The sequence below is a fragment of the Phytohabitans sp. LZ39 genome (assembly GCF_059359075.1).
The window spans coordinates 63,437-81,306 of sequence record NZ_JCADBM010000011.1; the positions used below are offsets into that span (position 1 = coordinate 63,437).

A 17,870-nucleotide genomic window follows, 5' to 3' on the forward strand; every position below is an offset into this window, starting at 1 on the left:
GCGGCCGTCGTCGCCGGCCGCGCGCGGTGCGATTTTGAAACCGCGGCTTCGACGCGGCGGCGACCCTGGTCCGAAGCGTTCCCGGTCACGTCGGGAGTGGGCCGCCGGCGAGGGCGACCACGACACCGACCGCCGCCGCGCAGAGCAGGGTGGTCACCACGCCGCGGCGGGCGGCGAGGAGCAGGACGGCGGCGCCAACCGTGACCGCGTACTGCCAGGGCTCGGTGAGGGCCAGGGTGAGCGGGATCGCCGAGCCGAGGATCGAGCCGATCGCGGCCGGGCCGGCACCGTCCAGGAAGGCGCGTACCCCCGGGTTGCCGCGCAGCCGGTCGAAGCGGTGCGCGCCCAGCAGGATGAACGCGAACGACGGGCTGAACGCGACCGCCGCCGCGAGCAGGCCGCCGCCGACGCCGGCGGCGGCGTAGCCGACCGCGGCGACCGTGTGCACGACCGGGCCGGGCGTGATCTGGCCGAGCGCGACGGCGTTGAGAAACTGGCCGTCGGTCATCCAGCCGTAGCGGTGCACGGCGTCCGACTGCATGAGCGGGATGATGACGAAGCCGCCGCCGTACGACAGGGCGCCGACCTTGAGCGCCACCCAGGCCAGCGGCAGCAGCGCCCCGCCGCCGATCACGGCCGCGGCCAGCAGCGGGGTCAGGTGTGCGCCGGCGGTCGTGCCGGTGCGCCGGCTGGCCTGCCGCACGCCGACCTCGGCCGCGCCGCAGGCCAGCAGCAGGAGCACCAGCCACGGGCCGAGCAGGGCCGCGCCGGCCAGCCCGAGCGCCGCGTAGGCGACCCAGCGCGCGCGGCCGTCGGCGCGTCGCCAGCTCGGTGGGATCAGGCCGATGCCCGCGTGGACGGCCACGGCCGCGACCGCCGCACCCGCGCCGGCTCCAGCGCCGGCCACCCACAGTGGTGGCTTGCCGGCCAGGAACAGCGCCGACAGGGCGAGGATCGCCGCCAGGCCCGGCCCGATGAACGCGATCCCGCCCACCACCGCGCCGAGCCGGCCGCGCACGTGCCAGGCGCAGAAGATGGCCAGCTGGGTCGAGGCCGGGCCGGGCAGCAGGTTGCAGGCGGCCACCGCGTCCTCGAACGCCTTGTCGTCCAGCCACTTCCGCCGCTCGACGCAGAGCTGCCGCAGGAGCGCGATGTGCGCCGGCGGCCCGCCGAACCCGATGCACCCGATCCGCCCCCACTCCTTGAGGACGGTGGCCAGCCCCACGGCCTTGCTCAACGTGCCTCCACGCGGTGCAGCAGGTAGTGGATGCGGACGGTCAGCTCGTCCGCCGTGCGGGCGAAGCCCGGGAGGCCCTCGCGGGCCGGGTCGGGGATGCTCCAGTGCACGACCTCCGGCTCGCCCGGGAAGTCGGGCGCCACCAGACGGACCTTGTCGCACAGCGTGACCACGTGCCCGAAGCGCTTGCCGGCGAACTCGTCCAGATGCTTGCTCCGCCGCCCCGACATGTCGATCCCCCGCTCGGCCATCACCCGTACCGCGTCCGGGTGGACCGGCTTGGGGTGGCTGCCGGCGCTGAACACGGGCACCCCCGGCCGGGCCCGCTGGAGCAGCGCCTCGGCCATCTGCGAGCGCGCGCTGTTGCCGGTACACAGGAAAAGGACCGCCCCCGGCGGCGCGCCGTGGCCGGGTGGCGGCGGGACCAGCGCGAGCGCCGGGTGCAGCGCGGCGCCCGCCGCGGAGAGCAACGCGCCGCACCGGGCCAGGTCGGCGGTGTAGAACGCGACGCGGGCGTCGGCGGCGCTGCGCCGCGCGGACACCAGGCCCGCGGCCCGCAGGCGCCCCAGATGGTAGGAGACGAGGCTCTGCGGCTCGCCCACCAGCACGGTCAGCTCGTCGACCCGCCGGTCGCCGCGGGCCAGGGCGGACAGCAGCCGCCACCGCACCGGGTGCCCCGCCAACGCGAGGAAGATCGGCGGCTCACCCATGGGCCAGACGATACGTCAAGCTGGTTTTATAGATCTTGCTAGGTCATGCGGGCGATGGCGCCGCGCAGGCGGCGGAGGTCGCGCAGGCGCCGCTCGTAGGTCATCGCGACCGCGATCAGCACGAGGCCGCCGACCGCCAGGTAGGCCCAGCGGGGCAGCAGGTCCCACACGAGGACCTCGTGCAGCGCGACCGCGACAAGCGTGCCCCCGCCGACCACGAGCGGCGCCTGCCGCTTCTCGTAAGCGCCGGCCAGCACGGCGAGCAGCGCGCCGAGCCCCAGCAGCAGGCGGCGCACGCCCTGGCCGTCCGCGACGAGGATCGAGGCGAGGCTGGGCAGCAGCGCCACGGCGAGCCCCGGCGCGTAGCCGACCCAGCTGCCGATCGCCGGCCGGGCGCGGAGCGCGACGTGCCCGGCGACGAGCGCGAAGGCGGCGGCCGGCAGCGTGTACGCCTCGGTGAGCGCGACCGACTCCGCGGTCAGCAGCAGCCACCATGCCAGCAGCACGCTCCCGCCGGAGACCAGGGCCAGCGCGCGGCGGGCGGTCTCCCCGGGCGCGACGGCCCGCGCCGCGACGGCGGCCGCCCACAGCGTGCAGACGGCGGCCGCGTGCCGCGCCTCCCCGATCGTCAACACCAGCGCCACGGCGGCCGACGCGTGCGCCGCAGCGTCCAGCGCGACACGTTCCATCCTTCGGCCCCGCAACCGCGGCAGCACGACGAGGCCCAGCGCCAGCGCGGCCACCCCGAGCAACGGGTACGCGCCGCGCGCCAAGGGCTGCCCGCCCGCCAGCGTCGCCGCGATCGCGAACGCGCCACCCGCGGTCACGGCCGCGAGCCAGCCCCCGGTCCGCACCGCCTCGGTCGCGCCGGCCGCTCCCACGACCGCCGCGGCCACCACCACGAAGCCCAGGCCGGAGAGCGTCGCGGCCTCCGTCGGCAGCAGGCCAGCCAGTCCGGGCGCGGCCATCAGGCATCCGATGGGTACGCCGTACGACCGGCCGCCACGCCGGAGCGTGAACGCCAGGACGACGGCCGTGCCCAGCGCGAGCGACGCGCCAGGCACCACGGGCCACGGTGCTTCGGCGGCGGCGACGACCGCGACGACCCCGACCAGTCCGGCGAGCACGGCCGCCGCACGCCACCCGACCAGCGCCAGCGCGGCGGCGAGGAGCAGCACGGCGGCCGGCCCGCCCGACGGCAGCCCTGGATCGGCATCGGCCGGCGCACCGTTCCAGATGTCGCCGAGCCACCGGAACGGCTCCAGGAAGAGCACATAGGACAGTGGAACGAGGACGGCCAGCAGCACGAGGCCATGCGGGACGGCCGCGGCGACCAGCGACTCCCGGCCGTTCGTCGGGCCGCGACCCGCGCCACGGCCGCCGGCCCGGGACCCGCCGTCCGCGGGCCGGACCGCACGGTAAGCGGTGGCCAGCACCAGCAGCCCGAGCGCCGGGTAGAGCCCGGTCGGGTCGCCCGCGCCGGCCAGGTCCGGCCAGAGCGCGGCTCCCGTGACGGCGACCGCCAGGGCGGCGACCGCGTAGGGCCGGGCCGCCCGGCCACCCAGCACCGCGACCGGCAGCAGCAGGAGCGTGGCGGCGACAAGACCGGCCCGCGCGGGCCAGGGCTCCGCCGCACCGCCCGCGAAGACGCCGCACGCCGCGGCCGCCGGCCACGCCACGAGCCCGACCCCGAAGGCCACCCGCCGCACGATGTCCACCCCGTTCGCCCGGCCGCGCGCGCCGGGCGCCGGCGGGATCACGCCGGCCCGGTCGCCGAACGCCGGCGGGATCACGCCGGTCGGGTTGCCGAGCGACGGCACGCGCGCGCCGGTCCGTTCGGCGAGCGCCAGCGCGGCGACGCCGATCGCGACGAGTGTGCCCAGCGCGGCGGTGGCCGACCACGGCCGGATGAGGCTGACCAGGATCGCGTGGCCGGCAAGGACCGCGGCCACCGGACCGGCGACGGCGGCCACCCGCCAGTCCGTGCGCCGCGCCGCGGCTCTCGCCGCCGGCGCCACATCGGGCCGCCCCACTGGGGCCACGTCGGGCCGGGCCGCCGGCGCCACATCAGGCCGCGCCGCCGGGACCACATCAGGCCGCCCCGCGGGGGCCACGTCGGGCCTTGCCGCCAGCGCCGCCTCGGGGGTCGCCGCCGGGGAGGCGGGCCTCGCCGGCAGCAGCCCGAGCGCGAGCACCGCGGCGGCTGCCAGCTCCAATGGCACCAGGGCCCACCACGGCACCGGCAGCGCGAGCAGCGCCACGGCCGCACCCGCCACCGCGATCCCCCGGCGCCAGCCGGCCGGCGCGGCGAGCGCGAGCGCCGCCGTGGCGAGCGCGACCGCGGCCGGCACCTGCCAGTCGAACGGCGGGCCCGTGCCGGAGCCGCCCTCCCAGGCCGGCAGCGACGCCGCCACGGTGCCGAGCGCGTTGGCCGCGGCCATGCCGGCGGCCACCGGCGCCAGCAGGGCGACCGCGACCACCGCACCGATCCGGGCACCGAGCGCGTCCGGGTAGGTCAGCGGGCGCCGCGCGAGATGGGCGGCCAGCGCGAGCCCCAGCACCGTCGCCGCGGCGGCCACCAGGAGCACCGACGGGGCCAGCTGCGCGAGCGGCCGGACGACCGCGCCGCCCAGCGCGAGCACGGCCACCGCCGCCGCGACCGTCCGCAGTGGAGCGGAGCGGGCCAGCCGGCCGGCGGCGACCAGCGCGGCGGCGGACAGCAGCGCCGCCCCGCCGACCAGTGCCGGCACGGCTACCGGGCCCGGCTGGAGGAGCGCGACGAGGGCGGACACCCCTGAGAGCACCTGTCCGCACCCGTACAGCGCCCATGCCACCACCCGCAGCTCGCGGCCGGCCAGGCGGGCTACCGCGAGGCTCGCGACCGCCGTCACGGTGAAGGCGAGGGACCAGCCGCGCACACCCGCCTCCCACTCGGCGGCGAGCAGCGGCGCCACCGGCTGGATCGCCGCGAGCGCGGCGAACCGGGGCGCGGCCAGGCAGGTCGCCAGCCCGTACCCGACGCCGACCGCGGCGGTGACCGCGCACACGCCGGCCGCGTAGCCGGCGCCGGGCACCCCGCCGAGCCCGAACAGGTCGACGTACCAGGCGCCGTACCCGTCGAGCACGACCAGCAGCATCGCGATCGCCGCGAACGTCTCCCCCGTGCCGCGCAGCCCGCGCCGCGCGGCGAGCGGCGGCACGGCGAGCGCCAGGAGCGTGACCACGCCGAGCGCGACCGAGCGGCCGACCGCCCCGTACGTCGCCCACGCCACGCCGGTGAACACCACGGCCGCCGCGCCGACGAGCAGGCCGCCGAGCACGAAGAGCAGGTTCTGCACGGTGACCGGCCGCGTCTCGGGCCGCACGGCCGGCGCGGGAGCGTGGACCGGAGTCGGCGCCGTAGCGGAGACCGCGGCCGGCGCGGGAGAGAGGACCGCGGCCGGCGCCGCCGTCCCGGCCCGCACGTCGACCCTCGACTGCCGTACCCCGATCGCCAGGCCGTCCCGGCGCTCCCGGAGCGCGCGGAACTCCCCCGCGAGCGCCGTGTACGCGTCCAGCGCCTCCTGGACCCGGGGCGCGAGCGCGGCGAGCTCCGCGTTGAGCCGCACCACCTCGGCGGCCCGCGGGTCGGGCGCGCGGCCGCAGCCACCGCACCCCGCGGTGAGGTCCGCGGGCGCTCCGCACACCGGACATGGGTACGTCGTCATAGCCGCATCCTGCCAACCCGCCCCCACTCGGCACAGAGTGCGCGTACTCAAGCCCTACGGATTGACAGCCATCTAATCCCGAGGGAAGATCGGCCCTGGTCGCCTCGCGTCACCGGGCGGGACGTGACGGCACTCTGCCGTGCCGGCGGGCATCCGCCGGCCATTCCCCCCGGAGGACACATGCACCGACGACCAGCCCGCACCAGGCTGTTCACCGCCGCCCTCGCCGCCCTCGTCGTCGGATCGGCCGGCGCCGCGGTCGCCACCGCGACCACCGCGTTCGCCGCCACCGGCTGCCGGGTCGCCTACACGGTCGCCTCGCAGTGGGCGGGCGGCTTCACCGCCAACGTCAGCGTCACGAACCTCGGCGACCCGCTCTCCGGCTGGACGCTGCGGTGGTCGTACGCGGCCGGTCAGACCGTGACCCAGGCCTGGAACGCCACCGTGACGCAGAGCGGCAGCGCGGTCACCGCCGTCAACGCCAGCTACAACGGGAGCCTGGCCACCAACGGCAGCACCTCGTTCGGTTTCAACGGCGGGTGGAACAACTCGACCAACCCGGTGCCCACCAGCTTCACGCTGAACGGCACCACCTGCACCGGCAGCACCACGCCGACCACCGGCCCCACCACCGGCGGGCCGACGACGAGGCCGCCGACCACCGCGCCCACGACCCGGCCGCCGGGCAGCACACCGCCGGAGAAGACGATCCGGGTGTACTGGCTCAAGCCCACCGACGTCGCGTACGACCAGCGCTACCCGGACGGCATCGCCAACGTGATGCGCGAGGCGCAGCGCTACTACCGGCAGGAGCTGGGCAAGACGTTCACGCTCAACAACCCGGTCGTCGAGGTCGTCGACGGCGACCACCCGCGCTCCTGGTACGAGAACACCCCCAACGGCAACGAGTGCTACTGGTGGGTGGTCTTCAACATGCAGCAGGAGCTGATGCGCAAGCTCAACCTGCGCGCGCCGGACAGCCGCTGGATCAACGTCGGCGAGATCAGCGCCGAGGCCTCGTGCTCCGGCGGCGGTGGCGGCAGCGGCTGGGTGATCCTCAGCGGTCACGACGCCGACGGCGCGGCCGGCATCGGCGGCAACATGAACCGCTGGTACGGCGGCATGGTGCACGAGCTGGGCCACGCGTTCGGCCTGCCCGACTCCACGTCGACCGACGGCACGCCGATGTCCGCGTCGTTCTACAACTACCCCAACACCCATTTCAGCCAGGCGCAGAAGAACAACATCCTGAACGGCCCGTACGGCAGCTTCCTGTCCTAAATGGTCCTTGGTTATTCCGGTGCCCGCGTGCCGGGCACCGGAGTAGCCTGGCGCGGTGCGGTTGAACCATCTCGGGCTGCCGGTCCGCGACGCCGAGCGCAGCGTGCGCTTCTACGCGGCCTACTTCGGGTTCGATCCCGCGACCGCCCAGGTGTACGACGACGGCACCGTCATCGTCCGCGACGCCGCCGGCTTCGACCTCGCGCTGCACACCGTCGACGAGGTCGAGCCCTCGCCCGCGTTCCTCCACTTTGGATTCCGCTGGCCCGCTCCGGACGGGGTGCGCGCCCTGCTCGTCCACCTCGAGGCCGGCGGCGTCGAGATCCTCGAGCGCTACGACGAGCCGGCGTACGTGGCCGTCAAGGTCCTCGACCCGGACGGCCACCGCGTGGAGGCCTACTGGGAGCCGCCCGGGTAGGTGGCGGCGGCGGAATACGGCGCCGCCGCCGGGGCGTTGTCCCACTTCGTGAACATGTTCGACGAGTATCGGCGGGGCCTGCTGTTCATGCGGATGGGAGAGCCGGCCAGCGCCGCGCGCATCCTCGCACCCATCGTGTCGGCCGAGCCCGCGAACGCCGAGGCGCGCCTCCAGCTCGCGCTCGCCTACTTCGCCACCGCCCAGCTCAACCGGGCCCGCGACGAGCTGAGCGTGCTGGTCGAGCGCGACCCCAGCGACCACTACAGCCACCACGTGCTCGGGCGCACCCTGGAGCGGCTGGGCCGGCCGGCCGAGGCGCTGCCGCACCTGCGCCTGGCCGCCGCGATGTCACCGGTCCCCGAGTACCGGGACGCGGTGGACCGGGTGTCCCGTCAGCGCGGGTAGAGCAGGTAGGGGCGGCGGCGCGCGGTGAACGCGGACAGCTCCGCGCGCCACGCGCCGACCGCCTCGTCGACGCTCGCTCCGGCGTCGAGCATCGTGCGGAGCCGGGGCGAGCCGGTGAGCTTGTCGATCCAGTACGGCCGCTGCGGATCCCACGCGTCCGCCCGCCACGCGAACGACGGGTATCGCCTCGCCTCGGCGAGCATCGCCACGCCGGTGCGGACCGGGTCGTACGCGCGCCGGTCGGTGACCTTCACCTCGACGCCGGCGCAGAGCACACCGGTGAACTTGTTGAACGTGGGCGTGAAGTACGCCTCGCGGAACTCCACGCCGGGCAGCCGCAGCGCGTTGAGCCGGTCGCCCCAGTGGTGGTCGAGCTCGGGGCCGCCGACCAGCTCGAACGGGCGGGTGGTGCCGCGACCCTCCGAAATGGACGCCACCCCCTCGAACATGCACGTGCCCGGGTAGACCAGCGCGGTGTCCGGGGTGGGCATGTTGGGGCTGGGCAGCACCCACGGCAGGTCGGTGTCGGCGGCCATGAGGCGGCCGTGCCAGCCCCGGCAGGCGACCACCTCCAGCTCGACCCGGGCGCCGGCCTCCGCGGGCAGGAACTCGCCGTTGTAGAAGCGGGCCAGCTCACCCACCGTCATGCCGTGCTGCTGGACGATCTCCTTCTTGCCGACTCCCGACGTGTACCCGGCGGTCATCATCGGCCCGTACGCCGTACCCCCGGCGGGGTTGGGCCGGTCGAGCACCACGAAGCGGAGCCCGGCGCGGGCGGCGGCGACCATGGCGTCGTAGAGGGTCCAGATGTACGTGTAGAAGCGGGCGCCCACGTCCTGGATGTCGAAGACCACGGTGTCGACGCCGGCGGTGGCGTAGAGCTGCTCCCACTTGGCCTGGCTCGCCCCGTACGCGTCGTAGACGGTCAGGCCGGTGCGCGCGTCGACGCCGGTGCCCTCGCTGCCGCCGGCCTGCGCCGAGCCGCGAAAGCCGTGCTCCGGCCCGAACACGCCGGCGATGTCGACCCGCCCGCTGGCGTGCATGAGGTCGACGAGGTGCCGGTAGCGCCGGTCGACGCCGGTGGGATTGGAGATCACGCCGACCCGCTGCCCGGCGAGCGTGGCCCAGCGGCTCTCGACGAGGCGGTCGAGCCCGGTGCGCACCGGGTGGCGATCACCGGCCGCCGCGGGTGAACTGGTGACGAGCACGCCGGCCGCGCCGACCGAGCCCGCGAGAACGTGACGGCGTCGCATCCTCGTAACGTAGTCCCATCGCTCGATAGGTGGCAAGAATCTCCTGAATACTTGAATCGTCCGAAAATTAGTTCCATCCTGGGGCGCATGTGGAAAGAGCTGCTGCTCGCGTCCGTCACCACCCTGGCTCCGAGCGTGACCCCCGGCGACGTCCACTTCGCGCACGACACGCTGCGCCGGGGCACGCCGGCCCAGGTCGGCCTCGACGCGGCGCCGATCGCCCGGATGGTCACCGACGCCGCCGCCTACCTCGTGCCGACGCCCGACCATCCGAACTGGCCCACGTACGCCGGGGCGGTCGTGCTCGCCGCGAAGGACGGCGTGATCGTGCAGCACGCCGCGGTTGGCGACGCGGTGCGGTACACGGCGGTGGGCCCGCCGCCCGGCCGGGTCGGCGAGGAGCTGCCGCCCGCGGAGCGCATCCCCATGCGCAAGGACACGATCTTCGACCTCGCGTCGATCTCCAAGCTCTTCACGACCGTCGTGGTGCTGCGCCAGGTCGAGGCCGGCCGGGTCGACCTCGACGCGCCGGTGGCCCGCTACCTGCCGGAGTTCGCGGCCGGCGGCAAGGCCGATGTGACCGTTCGCATGCTGCTCACCCACACCTCGGGGCTGCCCGCGTTCCTTCCACTGTGGAGCAGCCACCCCACGCCCGAGGCCCGCCTGGCCGCCGCCGTCGCCACGCCGCTCGCCACCGGCGCCCGGCCCGGCGGCCAGTACGTCTACTCCGACCTCGGCCTCATCGCGCTCGGCGAGCTGGCGCACCGGGTGACCGGTCACACCCTCGACGTGCTGGTCCGCGACCAGATCACCCGGCCGCTCAGCATGGTCGACACCGCCTACAACCCGCCCGCGTCGCTGCGCTCCCGCATCGCCGCGACCGAGTACCAGCCGTACGCCGGCCGGGGCATGGTGTGGGGCGAGGTGCACGACGAGAACGCCTGGAGCCTCGGCGGCGTCGCGGGCCACGCCGGCCTCTTCTCCACCGCGGCCGACCTCGCCGTCTTCTGCCAGATGCTGCTCAACGGCGGCCAGTACAAGGGCCGGCGCGTCCTGCGCGGCTCGACTGTGCGGGCCATGCTGGTCAACTACAACGCCGCCCTCGAGCCGTCCTACCCGGAGAGCGACCGCGGCCTCGGCCTGGAGCTCAACAAGCACTGGTACATGGGCCCGCTCGCGTCGCCGGTCTCCTTCGGCCACACCGGCTTCACCGGAACGTCCATCGTGGTCGACCCGCTCTCGCACTCGTTCGTGATCCTGCTCAGCAACCGCGTGCACCCGGACCGCGGCTGGGGCGGCAACAACCCGGCCCGGCGCGCGGTCGTCCGCGACTTCGGCGAGGCGACGCCGGTGCGCCCCCCGTCCCGCGCCGCCTGGCGCGCCACCCCCGGCGACGCGGCCACCGCGACGATGACCGCGCCGCTGCGCCGGCCGGCCACGTCGGGCACCCTCTCCTTCGACCTGTGGTACGACACGGAACCCCGCGTCGACACCGTCCGCGTCGAGTCGACAGTGGACGGTACACAGTGGTCCCCGCTCCCGCTCACCCTGCGCCGCGGCGGTGACCGCTGGTCGGCCGACGGCATGGTCACCGGCTACGGCGGCCGCACCTGGTGGCGCGCGACGGCCGCCATCCCCGACGGCACGACCGCGGTCCGCTGGACCTACACGACGGACGTCAACTCCCAGGGCCGCGGCGTGTACGTCGACCGCGTCCTAGCCCTCGGCCGCGGCGCCCCGCTCTTCACCGGCGAGGGCGCCGACGCCAGCCGCCTCGTCCTCGACCGCTGGGTCGAGGCCCGCCGCTGACCGACGCGATCAGTCCGGTCCGACGCTGGGGTCCGGCGGCCCGGTGGGGATCACGCTGCCGTCCTCGCCGGCACGCGCGCCGCTCGGGTTGCCGGATCCGGCCACTCCGGGCAGCGGCCCGATCGGCTCGCGGTCGGCACTCTCGTCCGGCTGATCGGTGTCCTGCCCGCGATCCGCCGGCGCGTCGGGAAACCTGTCCCGCTCGTCCTCCGCCGCCACCACGACCACCTCCGCTCCGCGCTCTGGTACCCCGCGGCAGCGGACGGAAACGACCAAGCCTCCTGGACGCGTTGACGTGCTCGACGTCCTCGATCGAGCCGGTGCGGCTGTGCGCCGGGATGGCGAGCGCCTTGTCGAGGCCGGCCGGCAGCGCCGCGTCGACCGCGGGTGCCCCGACCATCTTCAGAAACTGACGGCGATCCAGCGCGTCCATACCGCGGCCCTCCCCCACCTGTGGAACCCAGTTCCCGGAAGCTAACCGCGCGGGGTGGACGGCACGTGTCCGGTTTGCGGCCTCTTCGTGTCCTGTGACACACGTCCGTCCCCATTGCATACCCCTACCCCGTACCGGTATCTTGACAGTGACAAGGGAGGTGCTGGGAGATGCCGACCGCGACATACACCGTCGAGGGCATGGTCTGTCCTCACTGCGCCGCCGCCGTCGGCGCCGAGCTCGAGCGGGTTCCGGGCGTGACGGAGGTACACGTCGACCTGGCCGCCGGCACCGCGACGGTGACCAGCGAACAGCCCCTGGACCGCGACGCTGTCCGCGCCGCCGTCGCGGAGGCCGGGTTCCGGCTGAGGCCGTGACCAGCGGCGAAGCGCCCGTGAAACAGGGATGAAGTCGCGTCCTGGTTACGTCGTGGCCAGGCGCTCCGGAAAGCCAACGCAGGCAGAGGAGCCAGGGGGACGACATGCGTGCCACGGGGGTACGGGGACCCGCCGACGTGAGCGTCACGCTGCACGTCGGTGTGCTGGGCCCATTGGATGTTCGACTCGACGGGCGGCTGGTGCGGGTGGCGACCGGCCGCCTCCAGGCGCTGCTCGCGGTGCTGGCGATGTCGGCCGGGCGGGCGGTCCCGCCGGACCGGCTGGCCACCGCGGTGTGGGGTGAGGAGCAGCCCGACCACGCCCGCCGGAGCGTGCAGCTGTACGTCACCCGGCTCCGCCGCACGCTCGGCACCGCCGCGATCCGCACCCGCGCCGACGGCTACGTGCTGGTCGCCGACCAGGTGGACGCCCTGCGGTTCCAGGGACTGCTGGACGCCGCGGCCGCCGCGCCGGACGACGCCGGGGAGCGGGCCAGCCTGGTGGCGGCGCTGGCGCTGTGGCGGGGCGCGCCGTTCGACGGCATCCGCGCCGCCTGGCTCGACCGGGTGGAGGGGCCCCGGCTGCTCGACCGCTACCTGGCCGCCGTGGAGCGCCGCATCGACCTCGACCTCGCCGCCGGCGCGGAGGGCGAGGTGGTCGGCCAGCTGTGGGAGCTGACCGCGCGGCACCCGCTGCGCGAGCGGTTCTGGGAGCAGCTCATGACCGCCCTGTACCGCGCCGGGCGGCAGGCCGACGCGCTGGAGGCGTACCGGCGGCTGTACCGCGCCCTCGCCGACGAGCTGGGCGTCGCGCCCGGCGCCGGCGTGCGCGACCTGCACCGGCGGATCCTGGCCGGCGACCCCGGGCTGCGCGGGCCGGCCGGTCGGGGCGTCGCGAGCGCACCTGTGCCGCGCCAGCTGCCCGCCGCGATCCGGGGCTTCTCCGGCCGCGCCACCAGCCTCGCCGGCCTCGACGCGGTCGCGCGCCGCGCCGACGAGGCGACGGCGATCGCGGTCATCTCCGGCGGCGGTGGCGTCGGCAAGACCACGCTCGCGGTGCACTGGGCACATCGGACGGCCGGCCAGTTCCCGGACGGGCAGCTGTACGTCGACCTGTGCGGGTTCGGGCCGTCGGGGCACGCGCTGCGGCCGGTCGAGGCGGTCCGCGGGTTCCTGGAGGCGCTCGGCACCCCGCCGACCGCGGTGCCCACCGACCTGCCGGCCCAGGTCGGCCTCTACCGCAGCCTGGTCGCCGGCAAGCGGGTGCTCGTGCTGCTGGACAACGCCGCCGACGCCGAGCAGGTGCGCCCGCTGCTGCCCGGCGCGCCCGGCAGCGTCGCCGTAGTCACCACCCGCCACCAGCTGCCCGGCCTCGTCGCCGAGGGGGCGTACCCGGTAACGCTCGACGTGCTCACCGACGGCGAGGCCCGCGAGTTGCTCGCCGGCCGGCTGGGCCGGGACCGGGTGGCCGCCGAGCCGGAGGCGACCGAGCGGATCCTCGCGATCTGCGCCGGCCTCCCGCTCGCCCTCGCGATCGTGGCGGCCCGCGCCACCACCTCGCCGCGGCACGGCCTCGCCGCGCTCGCCGCCGAGCTGGGCGAGTTTCGCACCTGCCTGGACGCGCTGGCCAGCGCCGACGCGGCCACCGACCCGCGGGCCGTGTTCTCCTGGTCGTACTGCCGGCTCGGCCCCGCCGCGCAGCGGCTCTTCCGGCTGCTCAGCATCCATCCCGGGCGGGAGGTCGGCGCGCTCGCCGCGGCCAGCCTCGCCGGCGTCCCCGGCGCGAGCGTGCGGCCGGTCCTGGCCGAGCTGTGCCGGGCCCACCTGCTCACCGAGCACGCGCCCGGCCGCTACTCCTTCCACGACCTGCTCCGCGCGTACGCGGCCGAGCTCCTCGACGACCACGACACCGCGGCCGACCGGCGGGCCGCGCTGCGCCGCCTCCTCGACCACTTCCTGGGTACCGCCGCCGCGGCCGCCCTGCTCATCGAACCGCTGCGCGACCCGATCGCGGTCGTGCCGCCGGCGCCCGGGGTCACGGCCGAGCCGTTCGGCAAGCGCGAGGACGCGCTCGCGTGGCTGGACGCCGAGCGGCCCGCGCTGCTCGGCGCGGTGCGGCTGGCCGGCGAGGGCGGCTTCGACGCGCACGCCTGGCAGCTGGCCTGGTCGCTGGCCGACTTCCTGCACTGGCAGGGCCGCTGGCACGACCGGGTCGCCACGCTGCGCACCGCGCTCGCGGCGGCGGGCCGGCTGGGCGACCACGCCGAGGAGGCGCGGGCCCACCGCTGCCTGGGGCTGACCTACACCCGCCTGGAACGCTACGACGAGGCGCACGCCCACCTCCGGCAAGCCCTCAAGCTCTACCTCAGGTTGAACGACCAGGTCGGCCAGGTGCGCACCCACCAGAGCCTCTCCACCGTGCTGGAACGGCAGGGCGACCACCACTCCGCCCTGCGGCACGCCGAGCGGGCCATGGAGCTGTACGCGCCGGCCGGTTCGAAGGCCGGGCTGGGCCGGCTGCTCAACTCCGCCGGCTGGTGCCACGCCCAGGTCGGCGACCTGCGGCAGGCCCTGGCGCACTGCGAGCGGGCGGCCGCGCTGGCCCGCGAGGCCGGCGACTGGGTGGCGGAGGCGGCCACCTGGGACAGCCTCGGCTACATCCGGCACCGGCTCGGCGAGCACGGGCCGGCCCTGGCCGCGTACCGGCACGCCCTCGACCTGCGCCGCATGATCGGCCACCGGTGCGGCGAGGCCAACACGCTCGCCCGGATCGGCGACACCCAGGACGCGATCGGCGACCGCGCGGGCGCCCGCGCCTCGTGGCGGGACGCGCTCGCGATCCTCGACGACATGGGCGAGCCGGCCGCGAACGCGGTACGCGCCAAGCTGGGCGTCGGCTGATACTTGCCGCATGCCCCTGCCCCACGAGCTCGCGATCGCCCACGTCACGTCGCTCGCGACCGGTGCGGCGACCGACCCGTCCCACCGGGTGACCCTGCACTTCCACCCGGACCGGCTCGTGGGCGGCCCCGACGGCGTGCCGATCCTGGAGGCGATGGCGCGTGACGGGCGCTACCGGTCGCAGTTCGAGACCGGCACCAGCAACGGCGGTCTGACCGCGTACGAGGGCGGCGACCGGTGGCTGTGGGAGAGCCGCATCTTCGCCCGGGTCTACAACACCGGTCCGGCCGCCGACCGCCCGAAGTACGGCTCGCTCAACTTCCGCCGCCGCGCGGTGGGCGGCTCACCCCGCTTCGGCTCGGCGCACCTGCGCCTGGCCGCCGCCACGCTGGCCCGCACCACCTTCTGCTACCCGGACAGCCACCTCCAGCCGGCGCACTTCGGCGTCGCGTCGCGGGTGTCGACGCTGGTCGCCATGGCCGAGGCGGACGACCGGGAGCCGCTGGACGACTACGTCGAGGCGCACGTGCACGGCCCGCTCGACCTCGCCCGCGACGTGGAGGCGCTGGTGCTCGACCCCTGCTACCGGGGCACCCGGGTCGAGGAGCTCGCCGGCAAGCTGGGCTGCCCGGTCGAGTGGCACGGCGGATTCGCGCTCACCGTCGACGAGCTGCGCAGGCATCCGGACTACCGAGGTCCGGAATTCGTGCGGCTGGGCGAGCGGATCGCCCGCGACGGCCGCCTCGACCCGGCCGCGGTCGGCGACGCCTCGCGCACCGGCCGGTACGACGAGCAGGCCCTGAAACGCGTCTGGCACTACGTGGCGAGGTTCGGCAGCCCGGAGATGAGCCCTACAGCGCGCCCTTGACCGCGAACGTCATCGCCGACCGGGCCGCGCCGCTCGCCCTGGCGATGTAGAGCCGTGAGCGCTCGTGGTACAGGTACCGGTCCGGGTAGTTGTACGACCGCAGTGACATGTCCCGGCCGGCCAGCCCCGCCCCGGCGCAGAAGGTCGCGTCCGCGGCGAAGATCGCGCTGCTGTCGCGCCGGTGCAGGTGGATCGCGAAGTCCTGGTGCCGCAGGTAGAACCCCGGATAGTTGACCGCCTCCAGCGACACGCACCGCGCGTCGGCCAGGCCGGCCCGCACGGCGAACGTCGAGTCGGCCCGGTCCAGCGACGGGCTGCCCGCGCCGATGCGGTCGATCCGGCCGACGAAGTCGCGGTGCCGCACCCGGAAGCCGGGGGCGGTGACCGGCTCCAGCCCGACCCGGGTACCCGGGCTCAGCGCCGGCGCGCTCGGGGTGGTGGTGGGCGGCACCGGCGTCACCCGCGCCGGCACGCTCACCGGCGGCCGGGCCGGCGCGGTCCGCCCGCCGTCCGGGCTCGTGGACGGCGCGGTCGGCGGCGACGGACGGGGAGTCAGCGGCGCGGGTGCCGTGGGCCAGTAGCCGGCGTCCTCCGATACCGGCGGCGTCTGCGCCAGCGCGGCCGGAGGGAGGTCGTCGCCGCTGGTCATGCTGGCGCCCAACACGACGAGCCCGACCATCGCCAGGGCCACCAGCGCGGCGCGACCCTGCCACGGAAGCGTGCGGGCGTGCCGGCGCACTGCCGTCCTCATGGGTGTAGACCTCCCCAACACTCGGCATACTCTGTCATTACCGACGCTTTGTGACCAGTATTTGTTACACGCAAGCTCAAGTCGCCTTGAGATCAAGCTGGTAGCGTCGGTTCACGTGTCGAAGGAGCCGGATGACGCGCTCGCCATCGGCGAGGTGGTGCGGCGCACCGGGGTCGCCGCCTCCGCGCTGCACTACTACGAGCAGATGGGCCTGATCGCCGCCCACCGCACGTCCGGCAACCAGCGCCGCTACGCCCGCCACATGATCCGGCGGATCTCACTGATCCTGGTCGCCAAGCGGCTCGGCATCGGCCTGGCCGACGTGCGCGAGGTCTTCGCCACCCTGCCGATGGAGACGGTCCCGACCGTCCGCGACTGGCAGCGCGTCTCCCGCCGCTGGCGCACCCAGCTGGAGGAGCGCAAGCGCGAGATCGAGCAGCTGGAGCGGGAGCTGACCGGTTGCATCGGCTGCGGCTGCCTGTCGATGACCGTCTGCCAGCTCCTCAACCCCGAAGACGAGCTCGGCGCGCGCGGTCCGGGACCGCACCGGCTGGGGCCGTCCGCCGACCCGCCGGCACACCCGCGACGCGAGCTGAAGGTGATCCAGTGACCCGCGTCCTGGCCGCGCTCCGCTCGTGGACGACCTCGGTGCCGCTGGCCGCCGCCGTGCTGCTCGCCGCCGTGTGGGGGCGCCACCCGGGCGTGTTCCTCGCCGTGGTGATCGCCATCGCGCTGGCCGGCGCGGTGCTCGCGGCCGTGCACCACGCGGAGGTGGTCGCGCACCGGGTCGGCGAGCCGTTCGGTTCGCTGGTGCTCGCGGTCGCGGTCACCGTCATCGAGGTCGGGCTGATCGTGACCCTGATGGTCTCCGGCGGACCGGAGACCGCGTCGCTGGCCCGCGACACCGTGTTCGCCGCCGCGATGATCACGATGAACGGCATCCTCGGCCTCTGCCTTTTCGTCGGCGCGGTACGCACCGGGCTCGCGGTGTTCAACGCCGAGGGCACCGGCGCGGCCCTGGCCACCGTGGCGACGCTCGCCACGATGTGCCTGGTGCTGCCGACGTTCACGACGAGCAAGCCGGGCCCGGAGTTCTCCTCGGCGCAGCTGACCTTCGCGGCGGTGGTCTCGCTGCTGCTGTACGGCCTCTTCGTCGTGACACAGACCGTGCGGCACCGCGACTTCTTCCTGCCGGTGGAGACCGACGAGCCGCGACCCGACGCGCACGCCGCGCCGCCGTCCACGCGCAAGGCCGGGGCGAGCCTGGCGCTGCTGCTCGTCGCGCTGGTCGGCGTGGTCGGCCTGGCCAAGGTCGAGTCCAAGTCGATCGAGGACGGGCTCGCGGCCATCGGTCTGCCGCACGCGTTCGTCGGCGTGGTGATCGCGCTGCTGGTGCTGCTGCCGGAGACCATCGCCGCGGTACGCGCCGCGCTGCGCAACCAGGTCCAGATCAGCATCAACCTCGCGCTCGGCTCGGCGATGGCCAGCATCGGCCTGACCATCCCGACGATCGCGGTGGCGTCGATCTGGCTGGACGGCCCGCTGCTGCTCGGCCTCGGCCCGACCCAGATGGTGCTGCTGGCCCTGACGGTGGTGGTCGGCGTGCTCACGGTCGTGCCCGGCCGCGCCACCCGCCTCCAAGGCGGCGTACACCTGGTGCTGCTCGCCGCCTTCATCTTCCTGGCGATCAACCCCTAGCGAGACGACGCGCCGCCGCGACG

At 75.3% G+C, this 17,870-nt stretch carries 15 protein-coding genes; 9 read left to right on the forward strand and 6 right to left on the reverse strand.

Going from position 1 to position 17,870, the window contains the following annotated elements; translation table 11 throughout:
• Nucleotides 1–85: 85 nt before the first annotated feature.
• Genes chrA through AC5L36_RS21670 form a run of 3 tightly spaced genes read right to left on the reverse strand, consistent with a single transcriptional unit; the run spans nucleotide 86 to nucleotide 5,654 of the window.
• On the reverse strand, nucleotides 86–1,237 hold the full coding sequence (chrA, locus tag AC5L36_RS21660) for a chromate efflux transporter (protein WP_441218360.1): 1,152 nt from the start codon (nucleotides 1,235–1,237) through the stop codon (nucleotides 86–88).
• The gene (locus AC5L36_RS21665) at nucleotides 1,234–1,947 is read right to left on the reverse strand and encodes an arsenate reductase/protein-tyrosine-phosphatase family protein (protein WP_441218362.1); all 714 of its coding nucleotides are present in this window, start codon (nucleotides 1,945–1,947) and stop codon (nucleotides 1,234–1,236) included. The genes chrA and AC5L36_RS21665 overlap by 4 nt, the downstream gene beginning before the upstream one ends.
• Before the next feature lie 38 nt (nucleotides 1,948–1,985).
• Nucleotides 1,986–5,654: an SCO7613 C-terminal domain-containing membrane protein gene (locus AC5L36_RS21670; RefSeq protein ID WP_441218363.1), complete on the reverse strand. Its 3,669-nt coding sequence runs from the start codon at nucleotides 5,652–5,654 to the stop codon at nucleotides 1,986–1,988.
• 180 nt (nucleotides 5,655–5,834) lie between these two features.
• On the opposite strand from AC5L36_RS21670, the gene AC5L36_RS21675 reads away from it, so the two are divergent.
• The 3 genes from AC5L36_RS21675 to AC5L36_RS21685 are packed head-to-tail and all read left to right on the forward strand — an operon-like array spanning nucleotide 5,835 to nucleotide 7,758.
• Complete coding sequence (locus AC5L36_RS21675) at nucleotides 5,835–6,935, forward strand: cellulose-binding domain-containing protein (RefSeq protein WP_441218365.1); 1,101 nt, start codon at nucleotides 5,835–5,837, stop codon at nucleotides 6,933–6,935.
• Nucleotides 6,936–6,990: 55 nt separating this feature from the next.
• Nucleotides 6,991–7,353 (forward strand): VOC family protein, encoded by a 363-nt coding sequence (locus AC5L36_RS21680; protein ID WP_441218367.1) that lies wholly within the window; start codon nucleotides 6,991–6,993, stop codon nucleotides 7,351–7,353.
• 48 nt (nucleotides 7,354–7,401) lie between these two features.
• Nucleotides 7,402–7,758 carry a tetratricopeptide repeat protein gene (locus AC5L36_RS21685; protein WP_441218769.1) on the forward strand — a complete coding sequence of 119 codons (357 nt, stop codon included), beginning with the start codon at nucleotides 7,402–7,404 and terminating at the stop codon, nucleotides 7,756–7,758.
• Here the strand turns inward: AC5L36_RS21685 and AC5L36_RS21690 are convergent.
• Entirely contained in the window at nucleotides 7,746–9,011 is a 1,266-nt protein-coding gene (locus tag AC5L36_RS21690) for an exo-beta-N-acetylmuramidase NamZ family protein (RefSeq protein ID WP_441218369.1), read from the reverse strand. The genes AC5L36_RS21685 and AC5L36_RS21690 overlap by 13 nt on opposite strands.
• Before the next feature lie 87 nt (nucleotides 9,012–9,098).
• Between AC5L36_RS21690 and AC5L36_RS21695 the strand changes: the two genes are divergently transcribed.
• Nucleotides 9,099–10,820, forward strand: coding sequence for a serine hydrolase domain-containing protein (locus tag AC5L36_RS21695; protein ID WP_441218371.1), 1,722 nt, complete (start codon nucleotides 9,099–9,101; stop codon nucleotides 10,818–10,820).
• 9 nt (nucleotides 10,821–10,829) lie between these two features.
• Here the strand turns inward: AC5L36_RS21695 and AC5L36_RS21700 are convergent, their stop codons facing one another.
• Nucleotides 10,830–11,039, reverse strand: coding sequence for a hypothetical protein (locus AC5L36_RS21700; protein ID WP_441218373.1), 210 nt, complete (start codon nucleotides 11,037–11,039; stop codon nucleotides 10,830–10,832).
• Nucleotides 11,040–11,423: 384 nt separating this feature from the next.
• Between AC5L36_RS21700 and AC5L36_RS21705 the strand changes: the two genes are divergently transcribed.
• From AC5L36_RS21705 to AC5L36_RS21715, 3 genes are all read left to right on the forward strand, one after another.
• Complete coding sequence (locus AC5L36_RS21705; protein ID WP_441218375.1) at nucleotides 11,424–11,630, forward strand: heavy-metal-associated domain-containing protein; 207 nt, start codon at nucleotides 11,424–11,426, stop codon at nucleotides 11,628–11,630.
• A gap of 104 nt (nucleotides 11,631–11,734) precedes the next feature.
• Nucleotides 11,735–14,530 (forward strand): AfsR/SARP family transcriptional regulator, encoded by a 2,796-nt coding sequence (locus AC5L36_RS21710; RefSeq protein WP_441218376.1) that lies wholly within the window; start codon nucleotides 11,735–11,737, stop codon nucleotides 14,528–14,530.
• A 10-nt stretch (nucleotides 14,531–14,540) separates the two neighbouring features.
• Entirely contained in the window at nucleotides 14,541–15,398 is an 858-nt protein-coding gene (locus tag AC5L36_RS21715) for a DUF3626 domain-containing protein (protein WP_441218378.1), read from the forward strand.
• Here AC5L36_RS21715 and AC5L36_RS21720 read toward each other — a convergent pair.
• The gene (locus AC5L36_RS21720) at nucleotides 15,382–16,149 is read right to left on the reverse strand and encodes an AbfB domain-containing protein (protein ID WP_441218380.1); all 768 of its coding nucleotides are present in this window, start codon (nucleotides 16,147–16,149) and stop codon (nucleotides 15,382–15,384) included. The two genes, AC5L36_RS21715 and AC5L36_RS21720, sit on opposite strands and share 17 nt — an antisense overlap.
• Before the next feature lie 115 nt (nucleotides 16,150–16,264).
• Here AC5L36_RS21720 and soxR point away from each other — a divergent pair, with 115 nt between their 5' ends.
• Both soxR and AC5L36_RS21730 read left to right on the forward strand, forming a co-directional pair.
• A complete protein-coding gene (gene soxR / locus AC5L36_RS21725) occupies nucleotides 16,265–16,759 on the forward strand; it encodes a redox-sensitive transcriptional activator SoxR (protein ID WP_441218382.1) in 495 nt (164 codons plus the stop codon).
• Nucleotides 16,756–17,847 carry a calcium:cation antiporter gene (locus AC5L36_RS21730; protein ID WP_441218384.1) on the forward strand — a complete coding sequence of 364 codons (1,092 nt, stop codon included), beginning with the start codon at nucleotides 16,756–16,758 and terminating at the stop codon, nucleotides 17,845–17,847. The genes soxR and AC5L36_RS21730 overlap by 4 nt, the downstream gene beginning before the upstream one ends.
• The last annotated feature ends 23 nt before the right edge of the window (nucleotides 17,848–17,870 follow it).